21 protein-coding genes are annotated in these 18,559 nt (G+C 64.3%); 18 read left to right on the forward strand and 3 right to left on the reverse strand.

Going from position 1 to position 18,559, the window contains the following annotated elements; translation table 11 throughout:
- The first annotated feature begins 109 nt into the window (after positions 1-109).
- The 5 genes from OOJ09_RS08085 to OOJ09_RS08105 all read left to right on the forward strand — a co-directional run bounded on the left by OOJ09_RS08085 (position 110) and on the right by OOJ09_RS08105 (position 6,057).
- Positions 110-925 (forward strand): amino acid ABC transporter permease, encoded by an 816-nt coding sequence (locus OOJ09_RS08085; RefSeq protein ID WP_269904679.1) that lies wholly within the window; start codon positions 110-112, stop codon positions 923-925.
- 103 nt (positions 926-1,028) lie between these two features.
- The gene (locus tag OOJ09_RS08090; protein ID WP_269904680.1) at positions 1,029-1,664 is read left to right on the forward strand and encodes a class I SAM-dependent DNA methyltransferase; all 636 of its coding nucleotides are present in this window, start codon (positions 1,029-1,031) and stop codon (positions 1,662-1,664) included.
- A gap of 293 nt (positions 1,665-1,957) precedes the next feature.
- A complete protein-coding gene (leuC, locus tag OOJ09_RS08095; RefSeq protein WP_269904681.1) occupies positions 1,958-3,367 on the forward strand; it encodes a 3-isopropylmalate dehydratase large subunit in 1,410 nt (469 codons plus the stop codon).
- Between the two features lie 199 nt (positions 3,368-3,566).
- Positions 3,567-4,763, forward strand: a complete 1,197-nt coding sequence (locus OOJ09_RS08100; RefSeq protein WP_269904682.1) for a sensor domain-containing diguanylate cyclase — start codon at positions 3,567-3,569, stop codon at positions 4,761-4,763.
- A gap of 76 nt (positions 4,764-4,839) precedes the next feature.
- Entirely contained in the window at positions 4,840-6,057 is a 1,218-nt protein-coding gene (locus tag OOJ09_RS08105) for a sensor domain-containing diguanylate cyclase (RefSeq protein ID WP_269904683.1), read from the forward strand.
- Positions 6,058-6,256: 199 nt separating this feature from the next.
- On the opposite strand, the gene OOJ09_RS08110 is transcribed toward OOJ09_RS08105, so the two are convergent.
- Positions 6,257-6,619, reverse strand: a complete 363-nt coding sequence (locus OOJ09_RS08110) for a hypothetical protein (RefSeq protein ID WP_269904684.1) — start codon at positions 6,617-6,619, stop codon at positions 6,257-6,259.
- Between the two features lie 336 nt (positions 6,620-6,955).
- Here OOJ09_RS08110 and OOJ09_RS08115 point away from each other — a divergent pair, with 336 nt between their 5' ends.
- The 7 genes from OOJ09_RS08115 (at position 6,956) to OOJ09_RS08145 (ending at position 12,123) form a co-directional block, all read left to right on the forward strand.
- A complete protein-coding gene (locus tag OOJ09_RS08115) occupies positions 6,956-7,354 on the forward strand; it encodes a hypothetical protein (RefSeq protein WP_269904685.1) in 399 nt (132 codons plus the stop codon).
- A 246-nt stretch (positions 7,355-7,600) separates the two neighbouring features.
- A complete protein-coding gene (sdhC, locus tag OOJ09_RS08120; protein WP_269904686.1) occupies positions 7,601-8,020 on the forward strand; it encodes a succinate dehydrogenase, cytochrome b556 subunit in 420 nt (139 codons plus the stop codon).
- Positions 8,021-8,022: 2 nt separating this feature from the next.
- Positions 8,023-8,418: a succinate dehydrogenase, hydrophobic membrane anchor protein gene (gene sdhD, locus OOJ09_RS08125; protein WP_269904687.1), complete on the forward strand. Its 396-nt coding sequence runs from the start codon at positions 8,023-8,025 to the stop codon at positions 8,416-8,418.
- A gap of 1 nt (position 8,419) precedes the next feature.
- Positions 8,420-10,258, forward strand: coding sequence for a succinate dehydrogenase flavoprotein subunit (gene sdhA / locus OOJ09_RS08130; protein WP_269904688.1), 1,839 nt, complete (start codon positions 8,420-8,422; stop codon positions 10,256-10,258).
- 2 nt (positions 10,259-10,260) lie between these two features.
- Positions 10,261-10,698, forward strand: coding sequence for a DUF3052 family protein (locus OOJ09_RS08135; RefSeq protein ID WP_269904689.1), 438 nt, complete (start codon positions 10,261-10,263; stop codon positions 10,696-10,698).
- On the forward strand, positions 10,698-11,477 hold the full coding sequence (locus tag OOJ09_RS08140; protein WP_269904690.1) for a succinate dehydrogenase iron-sulfur subunit: 780 nt from the start codon (positions 10,698-10,700) through the stop codon (positions 11,475-11,477). The genes OOJ09_RS08135 and OOJ09_RS08140 overlap by 1 nt, the downstream gene beginning before the upstream one ends.
- A gap of 13 nt (positions 11,478-11,490) precedes the next feature.
- The gene (locus tag OOJ09_RS08145; RefSeq protein WP_269904691.1) at positions 11,491-12,123 is read left to right on the forward strand and encodes a YceH family protein; all 633 of its coding nucleotides are present in this window, start codon (positions 11,491-11,493) and stop codon (positions 12,121-12,123) included.
- Positions 12,124-12,320: 197 nt separating this feature from the next.
- On the opposite strand, the gene OOJ09_RS08150 is transcribed toward OOJ09_RS08145, so the two are convergent.
- On the reverse strand, positions 12,321-12,746 hold the full coding sequence (locus OOJ09_RS08150; protein ID WP_269904692.1) for an OsmC family protein: 426 nt from the start codon (positions 12,744-12,746) through the stop codon (positions 12,321-12,323).
- Positions 12,747-12,966: 220 nt separating this feature from the next.
- On the opposite strand from OOJ09_RS08150, the gene OOJ09_RS08155 reads away from it, so the two are divergent.
- Positions 12,967-13,185, forward strand: a complete 219-nt coding sequence (locus tag OOJ09_RS08155) for a hypothetical protein (RefSeq protein WP_269904693.1) — start codon at positions 12,967-12,969, stop codon at positions 13,183-13,185.
- Positions 13,186-13,187: 2 nt separating this feature from the next.
- Complete coding sequence (locus OOJ09_RS08160; RefSeq protein WP_269904694.1) at positions 13,188-13,544, forward strand: YciI family protein; 357 nt, start codon at positions 13,188-13,190, stop codon at positions 13,542-13,544.
- A 9-nt stretch (positions 13,545-13,553) separates the two neighbouring features.
- On the opposite strand, the gene OOJ09_RS08165 is transcribed toward OOJ09_RS08160, so the two are convergent.
- The gene (locus OOJ09_RS08165; RefSeq protein WP_269904695.1) at positions 13,554-14,813 is read right to left on the reverse strand and encodes a ubiquinone biosynthesis hydroxylase; all 1,260 of its coding nucleotides are present in this window, start codon (positions 14,811-14,813) and stop codon (positions 13,554-13,556) included.
- Between the two features lie 97 nt (positions 14,814-14,910).
- Here OOJ09_RS08165 and tesB point away from each other — a divergent pair, with 97 nt between their 5' ends.
- The 4 genes from tesB (at position 14,911) to OOJ09_RS08185 (ending at position 18,411) form a co-directional block, all read left to right on the forward strand.
- Positions 14,911-15,771 carry an acyl-CoA thioesterase II gene (gene tesB / locus OOJ09_RS08170; RefSeq protein WP_269904696.1) on the forward strand — a complete coding sequence of 287 codons (861 nt, stop codon included), beginning with the start codon at positions 14,911-14,913 and terminating at the stop codon, positions 15,769-15,771.
- 310 nt (positions 15,772-16,081) lie between these two features.
- Positions 16,082-16,420 carry a P-II family nitrogen regulator gene (locus tag OOJ09_RS08175; protein WP_013528889.1) on the forward strand — a complete coding sequence of 113 codons (339 nt, stop codon included), beginning with the start codon at positions 16,082-16,084 and terminating at the stop codon, positions 16,418-16,420.
- Positions 16,421-16,451: 31 nt separating this feature from the next.
- Positions 16,452-17,807: an ammonium transporter gene (locus OOJ09_RS08180; protein ID WP_420107498.1), complete on the forward strand. Its 1,356-nt coding sequence runs from the start codon at positions 16,452-16,454 to the stop codon at positions 17,805-17,807.
- Between the two features lie 328 nt (positions 17,808-18,135).
- Positions 18,136-18,411, forward strand: coding sequence for a hypothetical protein (locus OOJ09_RS08185; RefSeq protein WP_269904697.1), 276 nt, complete (start codon positions 18,136-18,138; stop codon positions 18,409-18,411).
- Positions 18,412-18,559 lie beyond the last annotated feature (148 nt).

The raw sequence follows: 18,559 nt of genomic DNA on the forward strand, positions 1-18,559 counted from the left end.
ACTTTGCGGTGCAAAGCCGGTTCGCCGACCCTCCCCACAAGGGGGAGGGTGAGCGCGCGTTTTGGCGCCGCCCAATTTCTCTTTCAAACCTGCGCGCAGCGACGGCCTGATGGCAACGCCGCCTTCGTCTTCCTCCAAGCCCGACTTCCCGTGGTGGCTTGTCGTGGCTGGGGCCATCGCGATCGCGGCGGCTGTGTTCGTCGCGGCGAGCGATCTCTACACCCAGGTCTTCGCCACAGTCGCCAAGGGCATCGGCATCACCGTCTTCGTCACCGTGGTCGCGTTCGCGCTGGCTTCGGTGATCGGGCTCGGTATCGCGCTGATGGGATTGTCGGGCTCGCGCTTAATGCGCCAGATCGCCCGCTTCTATGTCGAGATCATCCGCGGCGTGCCGATCCTGGTGCTGCTGTTCTGGATCGCCTTTGCCGGCGCGCCGGCCTTCGTCGCGGCGTGGAACGCACTGACCGCGCCGCTGCAGAGCGCCGGTTTCTTCGGCGAACTTCTGGTGCGCGACGTATCGCTGTTGTGGCGCGCCATCATGGCGCTGACCATCGGCTACTCCGCCTTCATCTCGGAGGTTTTCCGCGCCGGCATCCAGGCGGTCGAGAAAGGCCAGATCGAGGCGGCGAAGGCGCTCGGGCTGAGCCGCTCGCAACGCTTCCGGCTGATCGTCTTTCCGCAGGCGATCCGCACCATCCTGCCGCCGCTCGGCAATGACTTCGTCGCCATGGTCAAGGACTCGTCGCTGGTCTCGGTGCTCGGTGTCGCCGACATCACCCAGATGGGCAAGGTTTATGCGGCCGGCTCGTTCCGCTTCTTCGAAACCTATTCGATCGTTGCCTATATCTATCTCATCCTGACCGTCGGCCTGTCGCTGGCGCTCAGAGCGCTGGAGAAGCGGTTGCGACGCCAGCACGAGGAATAGCGCGCGGCCAAGGACAGCGTTATCCTGGGGTTCATGCATGTCGCTGCCCCAAAACCGCCGCGCGCTTTTGGGCGACATGCATCAGCTGGGAGAAGCACGACCGATGATTGTCGACAAAGCCAATGCGGCGCTGGACTCCGTCTACACGGCCGACACGCCGGAAGCGCTGGCCGAAGCCTACGCCGCCTGGGCGGCGACCTATGACAGCGAAACCGCCTCGCTCGGCTATCTCCTGCCGTTCCTGATCACCGCCTGGGTGGCGCGTCATGTGCCGGTAGGCGAAGGGCCGCTGCTCGATGCCGGCTGCGGCACCGGCCTGTCTGGGCCGTCGCTGAAGGCGCTCGGCTACGGCGACATCGCCGGGCTCGACCTCTCGGACGACATGCTGAAGATCGCCGGCAGCCGCAACGCCTACGGCGAACTGAAACAGGCGATGCTGGGCGGACCGCTGCCATGGCCGGACGGCCATTTCCGGGCCTTCTTCTCGACCGGCGTGTTCACCATCAGCCACGCTCCGGCATCCGGCCTGCACGATCTGGCGCGCATCACCAGAAAGGGCGGCCACGCCATCTTCACCGTGCGCGACCAGGTGTTCGAGAGCGGCGGCTTCCAGGCCGTGTTCGACGAACTGGCGCAAGCGAAGAAATGGCGGCCGGTCGAGCAAAGCCCGTGGTTCCGCTGCTATGCGATCGCCGAACCCGACGCGCTGGTGAAGACCTTTGTCTTTGAGGTGCTTTGAGCGGAGGTTCTTCCCTTCTCCCACAAGGGGGAAAGGGGAAGCCTCACCACGTCGCAATTGCCGAAAACCCAAAACATTGGTATGAGCCACGCCATGGAAGAGCTTTTTGGCGATCCGGCTTACAAGGGGTTCGTGCTGCAGGACAGAAAACGCCTGCCGTCACGCTTCTCCGCGCGCGTCTGCGGCGCGCTGACCAGCCGGCTTAGCTAGGCCGACCTGTCCAGGTCTCCGCGCCGGACCGAAGCTTGCCGGCGTCTGCTTTTTCCCATTCTCATATCGACGGATTTACGCACATGAGCGCACCGCGCACCCTCTACGACAAGATTTTCGACGACCACGTCGTCGACCGCCAGGACGACGGCACCTGCCTGCTCTACATCGACCGCCACCTCGTCCATGAAGTGACCAGCCCGCAGGCCTTCGAGGGCCTGCGCCTGAGCGGCCGCAAGGTCAGGCATCCGGAAAAGACGCTGGCCGTTGTGGATCACAACGTGTCGACCTCGCCCGAGCGCAAGTTCGGCATCAAGAACGAGGAAAGCCGCATCCAGGTCGAGGCGCTGGCCAGGAACGCCAGGGATTTCGGCGTCGAATACTATTCCGAAAACGATATCCGACAGGGCATCGTCCACATCATCGGCCCCGAGCAGGGCTTCACTCTGCCCGGCATGACCATCGTCTGCGGCGACAGCCACACCTCTACCCACGGCGCTTTCGGCGCACTGGCGCACGGCATCGGCACGTCGGAAGTCGAGCATGTGCTGGCGACGCAGACGCTGATCCAGCGCAAGGCCAAGAACATGCTGGTGCGTGTCGACGGCCAGCTGCCGGAAGGCGTCACCGCCAAGGACATCATCCTGGCCATCATCGGCGAGATCGGCACCGCCGGCGGTACCGGCTACGTCATCGAGTATGCCGGCGAGGCGATCCGCGCGCTGTCGATGGAAGGCCGCATGACGATCTGCAACATGTCGATCGAAGGCGGCGCGCGCGCCGGCCTGATCGCCGCCGACGAGACGACCTTCGCCTACGTCAAGGACAAGCCGCGCGCGCCCAAGGGCGCGGCCTGGGATGCAGCCCTTGCCTACTGGAAGACGCTGCAGTCGGACGAGGGCGCGCATTTCGATAAGGTGGTCGTGCTCGACGCGGCGAAACTGCCGCCGATCGTCTCCTGGGGCTCCTCGCCCGAGGATGTCGTGTCCGTGCAAGGCATCGTGCCGAACCCGGACGATATCACCGATGAAAACAAGCGCACCTCCAAGCAGCGCGCGCTGGACTATATGGGCCTGACGCCGGGGACGAAGATCACCGATATCTCGCTCGACCGCGTCTTCATCGGCTCCTGCACCAACGGCCGCATCGAAGACTTGCGCGCCGTCGCCAAGGTGGTCGAAGGCAAGACGGTCAGCCCGCATGTCGATGCGATGATCGTGCCGGGTTCCGGACTGGTCAAGGAACAGGCGGAAGCCGAAGGCCTCGACAAGATCTTCCGTGCCGCCGGGTTCGACTGGCGCGAGCCGGGCTGCTCGATGTGCCTGGCCATGAATGACGACCGGCTGAAGCCGCATGAACGCTGCGCCTCTACCTCGAACCGCAATTTCGAGGGCCGGCAAGGCTTCAAGGGCCGCACCCATCTGGTGTCGCCGGCGATGGCGGCGGCGGCGGCGATCGCAGGTCACTTCGTCGACATTCGCGACTGGAAATAAGAGCGGATCCGCCTGTCGACGCGCGTGCCAAACCCCGAACCGCCTGGCGGTTCGGGGTTTTCTTTCGCCCGACACGGCGTTGCTGGAGTTTTTATGGCGATTTCGGCTTGGTCCACCCCACCCATCAGCCTGCGCTTAACCGCTTGTTGGGGCTTCCGCACTAGCATCTTCCCTACGTAAGCGGGGAAATCACAGTCGTTTGGACACGGGTCTGCTCATAGCGCTGCTCAACCCGACGATAGCGTTGGCGCTCGGCGCTGCGTTCCTCGTGCTGTGGTTCAATCAGCGCCATCGCCCTTATCTGGCTGTGCTGACGGCGAGCTACTCGCTCGCGGCGGCCGGTTTCCTGTTCCAGCATTTCACGCTGCCCATTGGTTTGGCGCCGTCCAAGCTGCTCTCCAGCCTATGCTTCTGCCTTGCCGGATCCTGTCTCTCCGGCGCCGTCGTGGCGCGTTATGGCCGGCGCGTGCCCTATGTCGGCATCGGCGCGCTGGCGGGCGGTGGTATGGCTTCTTTTTGCTGGTTCCTGTTCGTCCAGCCGGACCTGACATGGCGGATCCTTGCCGTCAATTTCGCACTCGGCGGCATCAGCCTGCTGGCCGCCGCCGAACTGCGCACGGTGCGCGGCAACGGGCCGACGGAAAAGATCCTGTTCGTGCTGGCGTTGCTCGCGGGGCTGAACTTCCTCGTGCGGACGCCGGCCGTCATCATCGCGCACGGACCTTTCGCGAGCTATGACGATCTCTATGCCTCGTCCTACTGGACGACGGCGCTGCTGTCGCACGCGCTGCTGTCGCTGCTGATCGCGCTTTCCCTGTTCACGGCCGCCGCGCTCGACGTTATGAAGGCACTGAAGGTCGAGACTTACACCGACCCGCTGTCCGGCCTGCTCAACCGGCGCGGTTTCGAGGAGCGGGCGGGGCTCCTCCTGCAGCGTTGCGCCGCGGCTAAGGTTCCGACCGCCCTGGTGCTGGCCGACCTCGACCATTTCAAGGCGCTCAACGATCTGCACGGTCATCCGGCGGGCGACCGGGTGATCGCCGACTTCGCCGCCAAGCTTCGATCGGCCGCCGGCGCGCGCGGCGCTGCCGGCCGCATCGGCGGCGAGGAGTTCGCCGTGCTCCTGCCACTGAGCGATCTCGCCGCCGCGCGGCTGTTCGCCGAGGCCGTGCGCACGCTCTTCTCGGCCGGCAGCGTAGACGGGCTTCCGCCTGGCACGCGGGTGACCGCCAGCTTCGGGGTTGCCGCCCGCAGCGGCGACGAGCCACTGGGGCCGCTGATGCGCCGTGCCGACGAAGCGCTCTACAAGGCCAAGAAGAACGGCCGCGACAGCGTGCGCCTGTCCTACCAGCGGCCGGAAACGGCGCTCGTGCCGGAGCCGCTCAAGACCGGCTGAGCCCGCAGGGCAGGGCCGGCGTTAACGTCTTTTTCGCCCGTCGATGGTTAGGTGACGTACGGGTGTGCGAAAAGACATGAGTGGCGCTAACTTCATCCTGTTGATCAATCTGTCGGTCGCCGGCCTGCTGGCGGCGTCCTTCATGGCGGTCGCGTTCCATGATGTCGGCCGCGCGCCGGCGCGCTGGCTGGCCTTCGGCTATCTCCTGGGCATGGCCTATTTCGCCGTCGAGTTCAGCATCCCCGTCTTTGCCGATGCGCGCCCGGTGGTCGTTGCCGCCTTCGCGGTCTTCCTTGGCGCCACCATCGCCTTCAATGGCGGGCTTGCCCGCAAATACGACGTGGCGCCACCATGGCCGCCGATGCTGTTCTTCCTGTTCGTCACGACCGTCGCGGTGTATTTCGTGCAGGACTTGCCGCGCCAGTCGCTGGCCCGCATGATGGTCTACCAGCTTCCCTATGCCGTCATGCAGTTCGTCGGCCTCGCCATCGTCTGGTCGTCCAGGCAAAGGCTCGCCCGCCTCGACCGCATTCTGATGGCCGTGCTGGCGGCCAGCGGCCTGCAGTTCGCCTCAAAACCGTTCATCGCGCATGCTCTCGGTGGCTGGGGCGCCAACCCGCAGGCCTATGTGCAAAGCAGCTACGCGCTGGTGTCGCAGTCGCTCGGCACCGTCTTCGGCCTGGCGCTGGCACTGCTGATGCTGGCCATCCTGGTTCGCGACGTGCTCGCCGAAGCGACATCGAAGTCCGAAACGGACACGCTTTCGCGTCTGCTCAACCGCGGCGGCTTCACCCGCCACGCCGAGCAGGCGGTGCTTGGCGCGGTGCGGCAAGGCGTGCCGGTCGCCCTGGTCATAGCCGATCTCGATCATTTCAAGGGTGTCAACGACAGTTTCGGCCATGCGTCCGGCGATCGGGTGATCGAGACCTTCGCCAGCTTCCTGCGCGAGGCCGCCGCCAGCCACCATGTCGCCGGCCGCATCGGCGGCGAGGAGTTCGCCATCATCCTGCCGGGAACCAACCTTGCCGCCGCGCGGCTGTTCGCCGAGGGCGCGCGCAGTGCTTTCGGCGCGCTTCCCATCGACGGACTGCCGGTTGACAACCGCTGCACCGCGAGCTTTGGCGTTGCCGAACTTCATCCCAGCGAAGACTTCGCCGACCTGATGCGGCGTGCGGACCAGGCACTCTACCAGGCGAAGAACGCCGGCCGCGATTGCGTGCGTGTGTCCGCCGGGCCGGTCAACGGCCAGTCTTCGGCGGCAATCAGCATCAGGGCCGATTCCGGCCGGAATTAATCCTGCCTCGTCCTGTCTTCCCGTTCGAGCGCGATCTTTTCCGAAAACCGGTTCCCACTTCTCGGGATCATGCTCCTAGGGCGGTCATCGTTTCATGGAAACGCCGAACCGCACTAACTCTTTGTCTTGACGCAATTCCCAAGGGAAAGCGCTGTGCGCTTTTCCCGGGAAAACCGTTCACACTTTTCCTGGAATTGCTCTAGCGGCAGGGGCTGAGTTCGGGCATCTCGCCTTCGGAGAGACCGTACATGTAGCTGCGGCCCTTCACGAACACCGGCGGCCGGTAGCAGTCCCTGTAGCCGCCGATCTCGTCGGATTCGTTCTCATAGATCACCTTGGGCTGACCAGCGCTGGTATAGTCCGACAGCTGCTTGGCGAGCTTGCCCTCGCCGACCAGGATGCGTTTGTAGCCGGCGGCGCTGTTGATGATGAGATTGCCGAATGAATCGGCGTAGACGCGATCATGATGACGTGCCCCGGCAAGCGCTGGCGCCGCCTGGCCGACGACCGAAGCCGCCACAATGAGCGCCGCGAGGCGCGATCTGCCCGAGTTCGAACGCATGGCGTCCTCCATGTTAGGGGCCAAAGCGCGACGCGACGCGCTTTCAGTCCTTGGTTGGGTGCATGCCGTTACCCCAAAACCGCTGGCGCATCCCCGGGCGACATGCACGCCTCCTCGAATCAGAAATTAACCTTTTCTTAACCTTTGTTAAGAGCCTGGCGCGCTTTCCGGCGAGGTCTCGTCAAACATGGTTAATTTCCGACTGGAGGGAAAACCCGGCGGTCATCATTCGGCCATGCTAGGCCGCACCATCACGGCCGGCGCCGGGCTCGACGTCGGGCGCCCCTTGATCTTGGCGGAGCATCGTGGCTAGCTTGCCGCGGGGGAGGACAACACATGGCGTTACGCCGGACGTTTCGGGTGGCGCTTGCCCTTTCGCCGCTTCTGGCCGCCGTCGCCTGCGTGCCGCAGGACAATGAGCCGAAGGCCGGTAACAAGGTCGCCACGTCGGCCTCGCTGGCGCCTGCCGCCCCGGCGGGCGGCGCCGTCACCGACGTGACCACGCCACAACCGCGCACCGCGACCTACAATTGTGCCGATGGCGGCAGGATGACCATCGAGAATCTCGGCACCTCCTTGCATGTTCTCGGTCCCGACGGCGCCAGCGAGGATCTGCAGGCCTCGCCGGTCAATCAGAACAGCCGTTACGAGCAGGCGCATGACGCGATTGTGATCGATGGCCGCGAGGCGCTGGTCATGAAGGCCGGCTCGACTCCGGTGACGTGCACCCGCTGAGCCGAAACGGCTTCGCCATCCGTATGGTGCACTGCAGCGACAATGCGCCGGCTTCGCACCGCCAACCCTTAATCGATTGAAGCCCGAGCCTCGTCTTTAGTCATACTAAATTACGTTTTCAAAACGGTTTTCTGGCTTTGACGCGGTGCAAAAAGAGCATTAGAAACCGGCTGTCCGAGGTCGCAACCGGAAGCGGCAATGCCGCATTCCCACCTGCGGCTCCAGGGACGCCGAACTGGGGGAGCCATGAGCAAATCACCAGCCACCCGCGAATTTGCCAGACGTGAACGGCCGCTTTCGCCGCATCTGTCCGTGTACCGGCCGCCAATCACCATGACGATGTCGATCATTCATCGCATCACCGGTGGAGCGCTCTATTTCGGCACGCTGCTCGTCGCCGTGTGGTTGATGGCGGCGGCAAGCTCGCAGGCGACGTTTGACTGGGTCAACTGGGCTTTCGGCACTTGGCTCGGCCGGCTCATCCTGTTCGGTTACACCTGGGCGCTGATGCATCACATGCTGGGCGGCATCCGCCATCTGGTGTGGGATACCGGCGCCGGCCTCGAGAAGCACACGGCCTCCAGGATCAGCTGGGCGACGCTGGCCGGCTCGATCCTGCTCACGCTGCTGATCTGGATCGTCGGATACATGGCGCGGGGAGCCTGATCATGGCCGGCAAAAATACTGACATGCGCACGCCGCTGGCGAAAGTCCGCGGCCTCGGCTCGGCCCGCGAGGGCACGCAGCATTTCTGGCGCCAGCGCCTCACGGCAATCGCCAACATTCCGCTGACGCTGTTCTTCGTCGGGTTCCTGATCGCGCTGAACGGCGCTGGCTATGCCGAGGTTCGGGCAGCGCTTGCCAATCCGTTCGTGGCGCTGGTGATGATCCTGGTGCTGGTCTCCGGGCTCTATCATATGCGGCTCGGCATGCAGGTGATCATCGAGGACTACCTGCCTGGCGAGGGCATGAAGCTGGCGCTGATCGCGCTCAATACATTTTTCACCGTAGCGGTCGGCGTCGCCTCGATCTTCGCCCTGCTCAAGCTGGCATTCGGAGGCTGAGTTGGCCAAGGACGCGAAAACCGCCAACACGGCATCGGCCTACACCTATGTCGATCACAAATTCGACGTGGTGGTCGTCGGCGCCGGCGGCGCCGGCCTGCGCGCCACGCTCGGCATGGCCGAACAGGGCCTGCGCACCGCCTGCATCACCAAGGTGTTCCCGACCCGCTCGCACACGGTGGCGGCGCAGGGCGGCATTGCTGCTTCGCTTGCCAATATGGGCCCCGACAACTGGCAATGGCATCTCTTCGACACCGTCAAGGGTTCGGACTGGCTGGGCGACATCGACGCGCAGGAATACATGGTCCAGCAGGCGCCCGCCGCCGTCTACGAGCTCGAACATTACGGCGTGCCGTTCTCGCGCACCGAAGAGGGCAAGATCTATCAGCGGCCGTTCGGCGGCATGATGATGAATTTCGGCGAAGGCCCACCGGTGCAGCGCACATGCGCGGCCGCCGACCGTACCGGCCATGCCATGCTGCACACGCTCTATGGCCAGTCGCTGAAGAACAACGCCCAGTTCTTCATCGAGTATTTCGCGCTCGACCTGATCATGGAGCCGGACGGCACCTGCACCGGCGTCGTCGCCTGGAACCTCGACGACGGCACCATCCACCGCTTCTCGGCCAAGATGGTTGTGCTGGCGACGGGCGGCTATGGCCGCGCCTATTTCTCGGCGACGTCGGCGCACACCTGCACCGGCGATGGCGGCGGCATGGCCTCGCGCGCCGGCCTCCCCCTTCAGGACATGGAGTTCGTGCAGTTCCATCCGACGGGCATCTACGGCGCCGGCTGCCTGATCACCGAGGGCGCGCGCGGCGAGGGCGGCTATCTCGTCAATTCCGAAGGCGAGCGCTTCATGGAGCGCTATGCGCCGTCGGCCAAGGACCTTGCCTCGCGCGATGTGGTGTCGCGCTGCATGACGCTGGAAATCCGCGAAGGCCGCGGCGTCGGCCCGAAGAAGGACCATATCTTCCTGCATCTCGACCATCTCGACCCGGCCGTCCTGCATGAGCGGCTGCCCGGCATTTCGGAATCGGCCAAGATCTTCGCCGGCGTCGACCTGACCAAGGAACCGATCCCGGTGCTGCCGACGGTGCACTACAATATGGGCGGCGTGCCGACCAATTACTGGGGCGAAGTGCTCAATCCCACCGCCAAGAGCCCGGACCAGGTGTCGCCAGGGCTGATGGCTGTCGGCGAGGCCGGCTGCGCCTCCGTGCACGGCGCCAACCGGCTTGGCTCGAACTCGCTGATCGATCTGGTCGTGTTCGGCCGCGCGGCGGCGATCAGGGCCGGCCAGGTGATCGACCGCAAGTCGGCGATCCCTTCGCCGAACGAAGCCTCGGTCGAGAAGATCATGGACCGTTTCGACCGGCTGCGCCACGCCAGCGGCTCGACGCCAACCGCCGTGTTGCGCGAGAAGATGCAGAAGGCGATGCAGGAGGATGCGGCGGTGTTCCGCACCCAGGAATCGCTGGACAGCGGCTGCAAGCGCATTTCGCAGATCTGGACCGAGCTCAAGGACATCAAGGTGTTCGACCGCTCGATGATCTGGAATTCGGACCTGGTCGAGACGCTGGAGCTGGAAAACCTGATGGCTAACGCCATCACCACCGTCCACGGCGCCGCGGCGCGCAAGGAGAGCCGGGGCGCGCATGCGCGGGAGGATTTTTCGGCGCGCGACGACAAGACCTGGCGCAAGCACACGCTGGCCCGGCTCAACGAGGCCGGCAAGGTGACGCTCAGCTATCGGCCGGTGCACACCGAATTGCTGCTCAAGGAAGCCGACGGCGGTATCAACCCGGCCAAGATCGCGCCGAAGGCCAGGGTGTACTGACCATGGCGCTGGCGGCCTCTGGATATTCCGGCACGCCCCTTCCGGCCAAGCTCGGCCTGAAGGACGGCATGACCGCCGCCTTCATCGCGCTGCCGCACGACCTCGACGATCTCGCCGACGCCGTTGACTTCGCTCAGGTCGACAGGCTGCCGGACTGGTCGGAGATTTCGGGCATTCGCCAGAAATACGATGCCGTTCATGCCTTCGCCCGGCAGCGTGCCGAGATCGAGGATCGCCTGGTCGATCTCGAGGCGGCCATCAAGCGCGACGGCATGGTCTGGGTGTCCTGGCCGAAGAAGGCATCGAAAGTGCCGACCGACGTCACCGAGGGCGTCGTTCGCGCCGAGGCGCTGAAGCTCGACCTTGTCGACGTCAAGGTGGCCGCCGTGAATGAAATCTGGTCCGGGCTGAAGCTCGTCATCCGAAAGGACCGCAGGTAATGGTCGAACTGACGCTCCCCAAGAATTCGCAGATCAAGCAGGGCAAGACCTGGCCGAAGCCGGAGGGCGCCACCAATCTGCGCGAGTACCGCATCTACCGCTGGTCGCCGGACGATGACGAGAACCCGCGCATCGACACCTATTTCGTCGACATGGACGATTGCGGGCCGATGGTGCTCGACGCCCTGCTCTGGATCAAGAACAAGATCGATCCGACACTGGCCTTGCGCCGGTCCTGCCGCGAAGGCATTTGCGGCTCCTGCGCCATGAACATCGACGGCTCCAACACGCTCGCCTGCACCAAGGGCTGCGACGACATTTCCGGCGCCGTCAAGGTCTACCCGCTGCCGCACATGCAGGTGGTCAAGGACCTGGTGCCGGACCTCACCAATTTCTACGCCCAGCACGCCTCGATCGAGCCGTGGCTGAAGACGGTGTCGCCGGAGCCGGCCAAGGAATGGCTGCAGAGCCATGAGGACCGCGAGAAGCTCGACGGGCTCTACGAGTGCATCCTGTGCGCCTGCTGCTCGACCTCGTGCCCGAGCTACTGGTGGAACGGCGACCGCTATCTCGGCCCGGCAACGCTGCTGCAGGCCTATCGCTGGCTGATCGATTCCCGCGACGAGGCCAAGGGCGAACGGCTCGACAATCTGGAAGACCCGTTCCGGCTCTATCGCTGCCACACCATCATGAACTGCGCGCAGACCTGCCCCAAGGGCCTCAACCCGGCCAAGGCGATCGCCGAGATCAAGAAGATGATGGTGGAGCGGCGGGTATAGCGAGCCGATCGTCATGACAGATACCGAATTGCCAGTTCTTTCTCCTGTCGAAGCCCGCATACTCGGCTGCCTGATCGAGAAGAAGGAACTGACGCCGGATGTCTACCCGCTGACGCTGAATGCAGCACTTGCCGCCGCCAACCAGAAGACGGCACGCGAGCCGGTGATGGCGCTGGAACAGACGGAGGTGCACCGGGCTCTGAAGCTGCTTGAGCAGAAGGGGCTGGTGCGGCAGATGTTCGGCTCGCGTGTGGAGCGCCATGAGCATCAGATGGCGCAGCGCTTCTCGCTGACCACGCCGCAGACCGCCTTGCTCGGCCTGCTCCTTTTGCGGGGACCGCAGACGGCGCATGAACTCCTGGCGCGCAGCGAACGCATGGCGCGGTTTTCGTCGATCGAAGACCTGCGCGGTGAACTCGACATGCTGATTGGCCGCCGGCCGCCGCTGATCCAGGAAATCCCGCGCGGGCCAGGCCAGCGTGAGGACCGCTACGTGCATCTCCTCGCCGGACCGGTGGACGTTGCAGCCCTTTCGGCGCAACGAAGTGCGCCGTCCGCGCCTCAGTCCGACCTGGAAGTGAGATTGGAGGCCCTGGAGCAGGAAGTCGCCGCACTTCGCGCCCGGCTCGACTCGCTGGGCGCCTAGAGCAGTTCACCGTTTCACGGAAACGGCAAACCGCTCCAACTCTTTGTTTTGACGCAATTCCCAAGGGAAAGCGCTGTGCGCTCTTCCCGGGAAAACCGTTTCACACTTTTCCTGGAATTGCTCTAGGTCCGCCCTCTCTTAGTGTACCCGGCGCGCGGCCGTTCATACGCGCCGGATTTCACAGGGAATGCGCGTCCTCAGCCGAGCCTGGCGTCGAGCGAAACCTTGATGGCGCCGAGCGCCTTGGAGACCGGGCACTCGGCCTTGGCCTTCTCGGCCAGTTCCTTGAATTTCGCCGCATCGATGCCCGGAACCTTGCCGATCACCGTGAGGGCACTGCCGGTGATTCCCGTGCCGGGAACCAGCGTCACCACGGCCTTGGCGTCGAGTTCGGCGGCGGGCGTGCCGTTCTCGGCCAGGAAATGAGAGAACTGCATGGCAAAGCAGCCGGCATGGGCCGCCGCGATCAGTTCTTCCGGGTTGGTGCCGGATTTGCCGCTCTCGTCCTCGAAGCGCGCCTTGAACGAATAGGGCGTGCCCTTCAGCGTCCCGCTCTGGCTGTCGAGCGTGCCTTTGCCCTCTTTGAGATTGCCTTTCCAGACGGCGTTTGCGGTGCGGTCCATGAATTCCTCCTTGGCCTCGATTGCGCCGGCCCGGCGCCGGCGTTCCTCCCAACTATAGCGCGGGCGCGCGGGAAGGCCACCGCGCCGTTCCCGCTGAAACCGCAGGATCGGCGTCGGCGGCGAAATCTTTATCTGAAAATCCGCGGGCAAGAATGTCGACTTCCGTCCGGCCCGCCCGTCCTGCGGGCGGTCACGGTCTGGTGGCCGGATGGAGGTTCACATGGACAGTCTGTTTTTCGCGCTGTGGAAGAGCCCAGGCCGCAAGGCCGGGCGACAAGCAGACTTCTGGTTGCATCCGCCCCCGTCCGGTTTTGGCCGGCTGCTGGCGGCGCTCGCCATCATCGGGATCGCGGCATGCCTTCTCGACCATGCGGCGGGCAGGGTCCCGGCTGACACCGTGATCGCGTCAACCTATGGTTCGTCACAACAAGGGAGATAGAGATGCAATATGTTTGCCTGGTGTATGGCGAGGAGAAAGACCTCTACGCATTGACAGCCGAGGGATCGGCCAAGCTCGATGCCGATTCGCTGGCCTATGACAGGTCCCTGGAGCAGCGAGGCGTGCTGATCATCGCGCAGGCGCTGCAATCGGTCAAAACCTCGAAAACCGTGCGTCGGCGCAAGGGCAAGCGGCTGGTCACCGATGGCCCCTTCGCCGAAACCAAGGAGCAACTGCTCGGCTTCGTCATGATCGAGGCAAAAAATCTCGACGAGGCGCTGGACATTGCCGCCGGCATTCCGCTGGCCGAAATCGGCACCATCGAGGTCAGGGCGATCTACGACATACCGGGATCATAGGCGAGGCGATCAGATCGCCTCGCCCTTCAAGAGGCGAGGCGTACCGCCGGACAGGCCCGACGCCTGGCGGATGAAGAACTCCTTCAGCCGCGGCATCCGTTCGACCAAACCGAGGCCGATGTCGCGGACGGTGCGCAGCGGGCCGATGTCGTTGGAAAACAGCCGGTTCAGCACGTCCGTGGTGATGCCCATCTGCACGGTGTCGAAGCGGCGCCATTGCTGGTAGCGCTCGAGCACGTCGAGCGCGCCAATGTCCTGGCCGAGCCGGTCGGCCTCGACAATCACCTCGGCAAGCGCGGCGACATCCTTGAAGCCGAGATTGAGGCCCTGGCCGGCGATCGGGTGGATGCCATGCGCGGCGTCGCCGGCGAGCGCGATGCGCGGCGCGACGAAGGCGCGCGCAAGGGTCAGGCCAAGCGGCCAGGCGCGTGGCTTGTCGGCAACGCGGATCTCGCCAAGCTTGAGGCCGAAGCGCTGTTCGAGTTCATGCTCGAAGACGAGATCGTCGCCGGCAACCAGCTTGTCGGCATCCTGCGTGCGCTCGACCCAGACGATCGACGAGCGGTTGGTGCCGTCGTCGTCCGGTTTGAGCGGCAAGGTGGCGAAGGGGCCGGCCGGCAGGAAGTGCTCTTCGGCGCGGCCGTTGTGCGGACGTTCATGCGCCACCGTGCAGACGATGCCGGACTGGCCGTATTCCCATTTCACCGTCTTGATGCCGGCCATGTCGCGCAGCTTCGAGTTGACGCCATCGGCGGCAACCAGCAGCCGAGCCTTCAGCGCCGCGCCGTCGGCAAGATGCACTGATATGCCGGCACCGCTGGTTTCGAAGCCCTGCACGGCGACACCTTCGATGATGTCGATGCCAAGTTCCTCCGCAGCGCGGCGCAAGGCACCGTTCAGCACCTTGTTGGCCACCATATGCGCAAACGGCTCGCCCGGCGCCACTTCGCCGTCGAAGGTCAGGAAGACCGGACGGACCGGATCGGAGCTGCGCGAATCGGTGATGATCATCTCGGTGATCGCCTGGGCCCGCGGCGCGATCTCGGCCCACACGCCGAGCTGGTCGAGCATGCGGCAGGCGGCCGCGGCAATGGCCGAAGCGCGGCCATCCTTCTGCCAGGTCCCGGCGGGCGCGGCATCGACCAGCGCAATCGCAAGGCTCGGGCGTGCCTGCTTCAGCGACACGGCGGCGGCAAGCCCGACATAGCCGGCGCCGGCGACCAGGACATCGAGCCCGGACCTTGTGTTCGCATCTTTCCTGGATTGCATCATCTTCGCTCCTTGCGCGCCGGTCGGGCATCCGCCCTTGACGGCTCGTCCTTCCTGTCGGAAACCCGCCATAGCATTCGGTATGAGGTCACGAAACATGACGGCGGCCATGGACGAGCTTCTCAACATTCTCGACCTCGAGAGGCTGGAACACAATCTGTATCGTGGTCGCAGCCCCCAGGTGGAGTGGCAGCGCGTATTCGGCGGCCAGACGATCGCCCAGGCCCTGGTTGCGGCGCAGCGGACCGTCGAGCCCGATCGCTACGTGCATTCGCTGCATGGCTATTTCATGCGGCCAGGCGATATCAAGGTTCCGATCGTCTACGAGGTCGACCGCATCCGCGACGGCGGCTCGTTCACCACCCGCCGCGTGCTGGCGATCCAGCACGGGCAAGCGATCTTTTCGCTGGAAGCCTCGTTCCAGGTCGACGAGAAGGGGCTCGAGCATCAGTTCGCCCTGCCCGACGACGTGCCGCCGCCGGAAGGGCTGCAGACGCAGCGGCAGCTGCTCGAGAAGGCCGAACGTGTCCCGGAGGCGGTGCGCCGCTTCTGGGCACGGGAACGGCCGCTGGAGCTGCGTCCGGTCAATCTCCAGCACTATGAAAGCCGCGACAAGCTGCCGCCCCGGCAGAATGTCTGGATCCGCCTTGCCGGGCCGGTTCCCGACGACCGCGCCCTGCAATCGGTGCTGCTCGCCTATCTGTCCGACATGACGCTGCTCGACACGTCGACCTTCGCGCATGGGCGCGGTCTTTTCGATCCCGATATCCAGGCGGCGAGCCTCGACCACTCGATGTGGTTCCACCGGCCGCATGCGCTCGACGGCTGGCTGCTCTACGCCCAGGACAGCCCGTCAAGCTCGGGATCGCGCGGCTTCAGCCGCGGCACCCTCTATGCACGCGACGGCACGCTGATCGCCTCAATGGCCCAGGAAGGTTTGATCCGGCTCAGGCGTTGAGCACCCTGACCGCGGCGTCTTGCTGGAGCGGATCTTTTCCGAAATCCGGGACCCACTTTTAGGGACCATGCCGCCAAAGCCGGCAAAATAGGCAATTTCGAAAAATTGCATAATTTTTGAGCACATGCCGTGCCGCAGATGCTGGCACCTTCTTTCGCCGATCACCCCAATCCCTTTGTTTACAACAGGTTAATACACTGCTTCGGCAACTGGCACGGAGCTTGAATCCTTGAGGGCACTCTCCGGCTCTCCTTGGGATCGGTGAAGTCGTGCAAACGCGGGGGACCGCAACAGCAAAGGGTGAAACCTTATGAAAATCGTGATGGCAATCATCAAGCCGTTCAAGCTCGACGAGGTACGCGAAGCGCTTACCGCCGTCGGCATCCAGGGCCTGACCGTCACCGAAGTCAAAGGCTACGGGCGTCAGAAGGGACATACGGAAATCTATCGTGGGGCGGAATACGCGGTCAGCTTCCTGCCGAAGATCAAGATCGAGGTCGCGGTCAGCGCCGACATGGTCGACAAGGCCGTCGAAGCCATCACCGCGGCGGCCAAGACCGGCCAGATCGGCGATGGCAAGATCTTCGTTTTCGGCATCGACCAGGCGGTGCGCATCCGCACCGGCGAAACAGACACCGACGCGCTCTGAGCGGCGAAAACGTATTCCAATGGAGAGTTCAATGAATATTCCTTCCACCTTGAAGACAACGGGACGCGCCGCCCTTTTGGGTTCGCTCGCTCTCGCAGCATTGGGCACGGTTGCCGCCTTCGCACAGGAAGCGGCCCCCGCCGCCGCGGCGGCCGCGCCGGCTGCCGCCCCCACCCCGGTGCTCGATACCGGCAACACCGCCTGGATGCTGACCTCGACGGCCCTCGTGCTGATGATGACCATCCCGGGTCTGGCGCTGTTCTACGGCGGCATGGTGCGCAAGAAGAACGTGCTGGCCACCATCATGCAGAGCTTTGCCATCACCTGCCTGGTGACGGTGCTGTGGTTCATGTTCGGCTACTCGCTGGCCTTCTCCGACGGCGGCGGCATGAACAGCTATCTCGGCGGCACCTCGAAATTCTTCCATCACGGCATCACCACTGCCTCGCTGTGGCTGCCGGGCGTCGCGAACATTCCTGAATTCGTCTTCTCGATGTTCCAGATGACTTTCGCCATCATCACCCCGGCGCTGATTGCCGGCGCCTTCGCCGAACGCTTCAAATTCTCGGCGCTGCTGATCTTCATGGCGCTGTGGCTGCTCGTCGTCTACGTGCCGATCGCGCATTGGGTCTGGGGCGGCGGCTTCCTCGGCACGGCTGGCGTGCTCGATTTCGCCGGCGGCACGGTCGTCCACATCAACGCGGGTGTCGCCGGTCTCGTCTGCGCACTCGTGCTTGGCAAACGCGAAGGCTACGGCACCACCAACATGGCGCCGCACAACCTGGTCTATTCGGTGATCGGCGCTTCGCTGCTGTGGGTCGGCTGGTTCGGCTTCAATGCCGGTTCGGAGCTCGCGGCCGACGGCCTCGCCGGCGCTGCCATGCTCAACACCCAGGTTGCCACCGCAGCCGCGGCGCTGGCCTGGATGTTCGCCGAATGGATCGTCGCCAAGAAGCCCTCCGTGCTCGGTATCATCTCGGGCGCCGTTGCCGGCCTGGTCGCGGTGACCCCGGCTTCCGGCTTCGTCAACCCGACCGGCGCCTTCATCGTCGGCATCGTCGCCGGCGTCGTCTGCTACCTCTCGGCGGTCAAGGTCAAGCACATGTTCGGCTATGACGACTCGCTCGATGCCTTCGGCGTACACGGCGTAGGCGGTGTGATCGGCGCCCTGCTCACCGGCGTGCTGGCCGATCCGGCGATCAACAGCCTGTCGTCGGGTGCTTCGCTCGGCAAGCAGATCTACGGCGTCGCGGTCACCATCATCTGGACGGCGATTGCCACCTTCGTGATCCTCTACATCGTCAAGGCGCTGGTCGGCCTGCGTCCGACGACGCAGGAAGAGGTCGAAGGCCTCGACATCTCCCAGCATGGCGAAGTGGTGCCGTGAGGCCAGCTTAGCCAACGGGGCCGGCGGAACCCTCCTCCCGCCGGCCCTGTCCGACTTCAAACAATTCCGAACGGAAAGCCGCTGCACACTTTCCCGGAATTGCCTCAAGAGATCCCGTCGTGACGCTCCCGAAAGGAGTTCACGCATTGAGGCCCGGATCGCATCCGGGCCTCTTTTTTTTGGAAAAACGTTCCGGCCATGCCGTGGTTCGTGCAATCACGTTCGCGTGAAGAAGATTTCGGAAGAAACATCGACCGCCCTTGCCCCGTACCTTGAGGACGATCGTCGTTCCGACGCTCGTGCAAAACGACAGGGAAGGAACCATCTCATGAAACTCAAGAACATCTTCCTCGGCGCACTCGCTCTTTCCATGGTCAGCGGCGTTGCGTTGGCAGGCGCCCTCGACGAACCTGACAACATGGCGCCGTTCTTCACCGATACCGGCATGAAGACCATGAAGTCCGAGGCGGATTTCAAGGCGGCCTGGGCTTCGACGGCCAAGGACAAGCAGGACTCGATGATGAAGGAATGCCAGGACGCGGCGATGAGCAAGCCTCACGCCGAATTCTGCGCCAGCCTGATGGCGTACGCCGGTCACAAGTGATTGCGTGATTGCGCAAGATCGGGTCCGGACGGGCCTGATCGTTTCGCCGTTGCCATGAAAAGATGGCGGGCTTCGCGGCCCGCCATCTTTCTCTCTGCAAGCAGGCGCCGGCAAAAGCCATGGTTAATGCGCCCTTAACCTTCCCACC

Origin of the sequence: Mesorhizobium qingshengii (assembly GCF_027563465.1) — a bacterium.
Taxonomy (GTDB): Bacteria; Pseudomonadota; Alphaproteobacteria; order Rhizobiales; family Rhizobiaceae; genus Mesorhizobium; species Mesorhizobium qingshengii_A.

What these genes read in the sequence shown, in the direction of transcription:
- sdhD (WP_269904687.1), top strand. Translation starts at nt 8,023, where the DNA reads ATGGCCGGCAAAAATACTGACATGCGCACGCCGCTGGCGAAAGTCCGC.
- OOJ09_RS08135 (WP_269904689.1), top strand. Translation starts at nt 10,261, where the DNA reads ATGGCGCTGGCGGCCTCTGGATATTCCGGCACGCCCCTTCCGGCCAAG.
- OOJ09_RS08160 (WP_269904694.1), top strand. Translation starts at nt 13,188, where the DNA reads ATGCAATATGTTTGCCTGGTGTATGGCGAGGAGAAAGACCTCTACGCA.
- OOJ09_RS08115 (WP_269904685.1), top strand. Translation starts at nt 6,956, where the DNA reads ATGGCGTTACGCCGGACGTTTCGGGTGGCGCTTGCCCTTTCGCCGCTT.
- leuC (WP_269904681.1), top strand. Translation starts at nt 1,958, where the DNA reads ATGAGCGCACCGCGCACCCTCTACGACAAGATTTTCGACGACCACGTC.
- sdhC (WP_269904686.1), top strand. Translation starts at nt 7,601, where the DNA reads ATGAGCAAATCACCAGCCACCCGCGAATTTGCCAGACGTGAACGGCCG.
- OOJ09_RS08165 (WP_269904695.1), bottom strand. Translation starts at nt 14,813, where the DNA reads ATGCAATCCAGGAAAGATGCGAACACAAGGTCCGGGCTCGATGTCCTG.
- OOJ09_RS08105 (WP_269904683.1), top strand. Translation starts at nt 4,840, where the DNA reads ATGAGTGGCGCTAACTTCATCCTGTTGATCAATCTGTCGGTCGCCGGC.
- tesB (WP_269904696.1), top strand. Translation starts at nt 14,911, where the DNA reads ATGACGGCGGCCATGGACGAGCTTCTCAACATTCTCGACCTCGAGAGG.
- OOJ09_RS08155 (WP_269904693.1), top strand. Translation starts at nt 12,967, where the DNA reads ATGGACAGTCTGTTTTTCGCGCTGTGGAAGAGCCCAGGCCGCAAGGCC.
- OOJ09_RS08085 (WP_269904679.1), top strand. Translation starts at nt 110, where the DNA reads ATGGCAACGCCGCCTTCGTCTTCCTCCAAGCCCGACTTCCCGTGGTGG.
- OOJ09_RS08090 (WP_269904680.1), top strand. Translation starts at nt 1,029, where the DNA reads ATGATTGTCGACAAAGCCAATGCGGCGCTGGACTCCGTCTACACGGCC.
- OOJ09_RS08175 (WP_013528889.1), top strand. Translation starts at nt 16,082, where the DNA reads ATGAAAATCGTGATGGCAATCATCAAGCCGTTCAAGCTCGACGAGGTA.
- OOJ09_RS08185 (WP_269904697.1), top strand. Translation starts at nt 18,136, where the DNA reads ATGAAACTCAAGAACATCTTCCTCGGCGCACTCGCTCTTTCCATGGTC.
- OOJ09_RS08145 (WP_269904691.1), top strand. Translation starts at nt 11,491, where the DNA reads ATGACAGATACCGAATTGCCAGTTCTTTCTCCTGTCGAAGCCCGCATA.
- OOJ09_RS08110 (WP_269904684.1), bottom strand. Translation starts at nt 6,619, where the DNA reads ATGCGTTCGAACTCGGGCAGATCGCGCCTCGCGGCGCTCATTGTGGCG.
- OOJ09_RS08140 (WP_269904690.1), top strand. Translation starts at nt 10,698, where the DNA reads ATGGTCGAACTGACGCTCCCCAAGAATTCGCAGATCAAGCAGGGCAAG.
- OOJ09_RS08150 (WP_269904692.1), bottom strand. Translation starts at nt 12,746, where the DNA reads ATGGACCGCACCGCAAACGCCGTCTGGAAAGGCAATCTCAAAGAGGGC.
- OOJ09_RS08180 (WP_420107498.1), top strand. Translation starts at nt 16,452, where the DNA reads ATGAATATTCCTTCCACCTTGAAGACAACGGGACGCGCCGCCCTTTTG.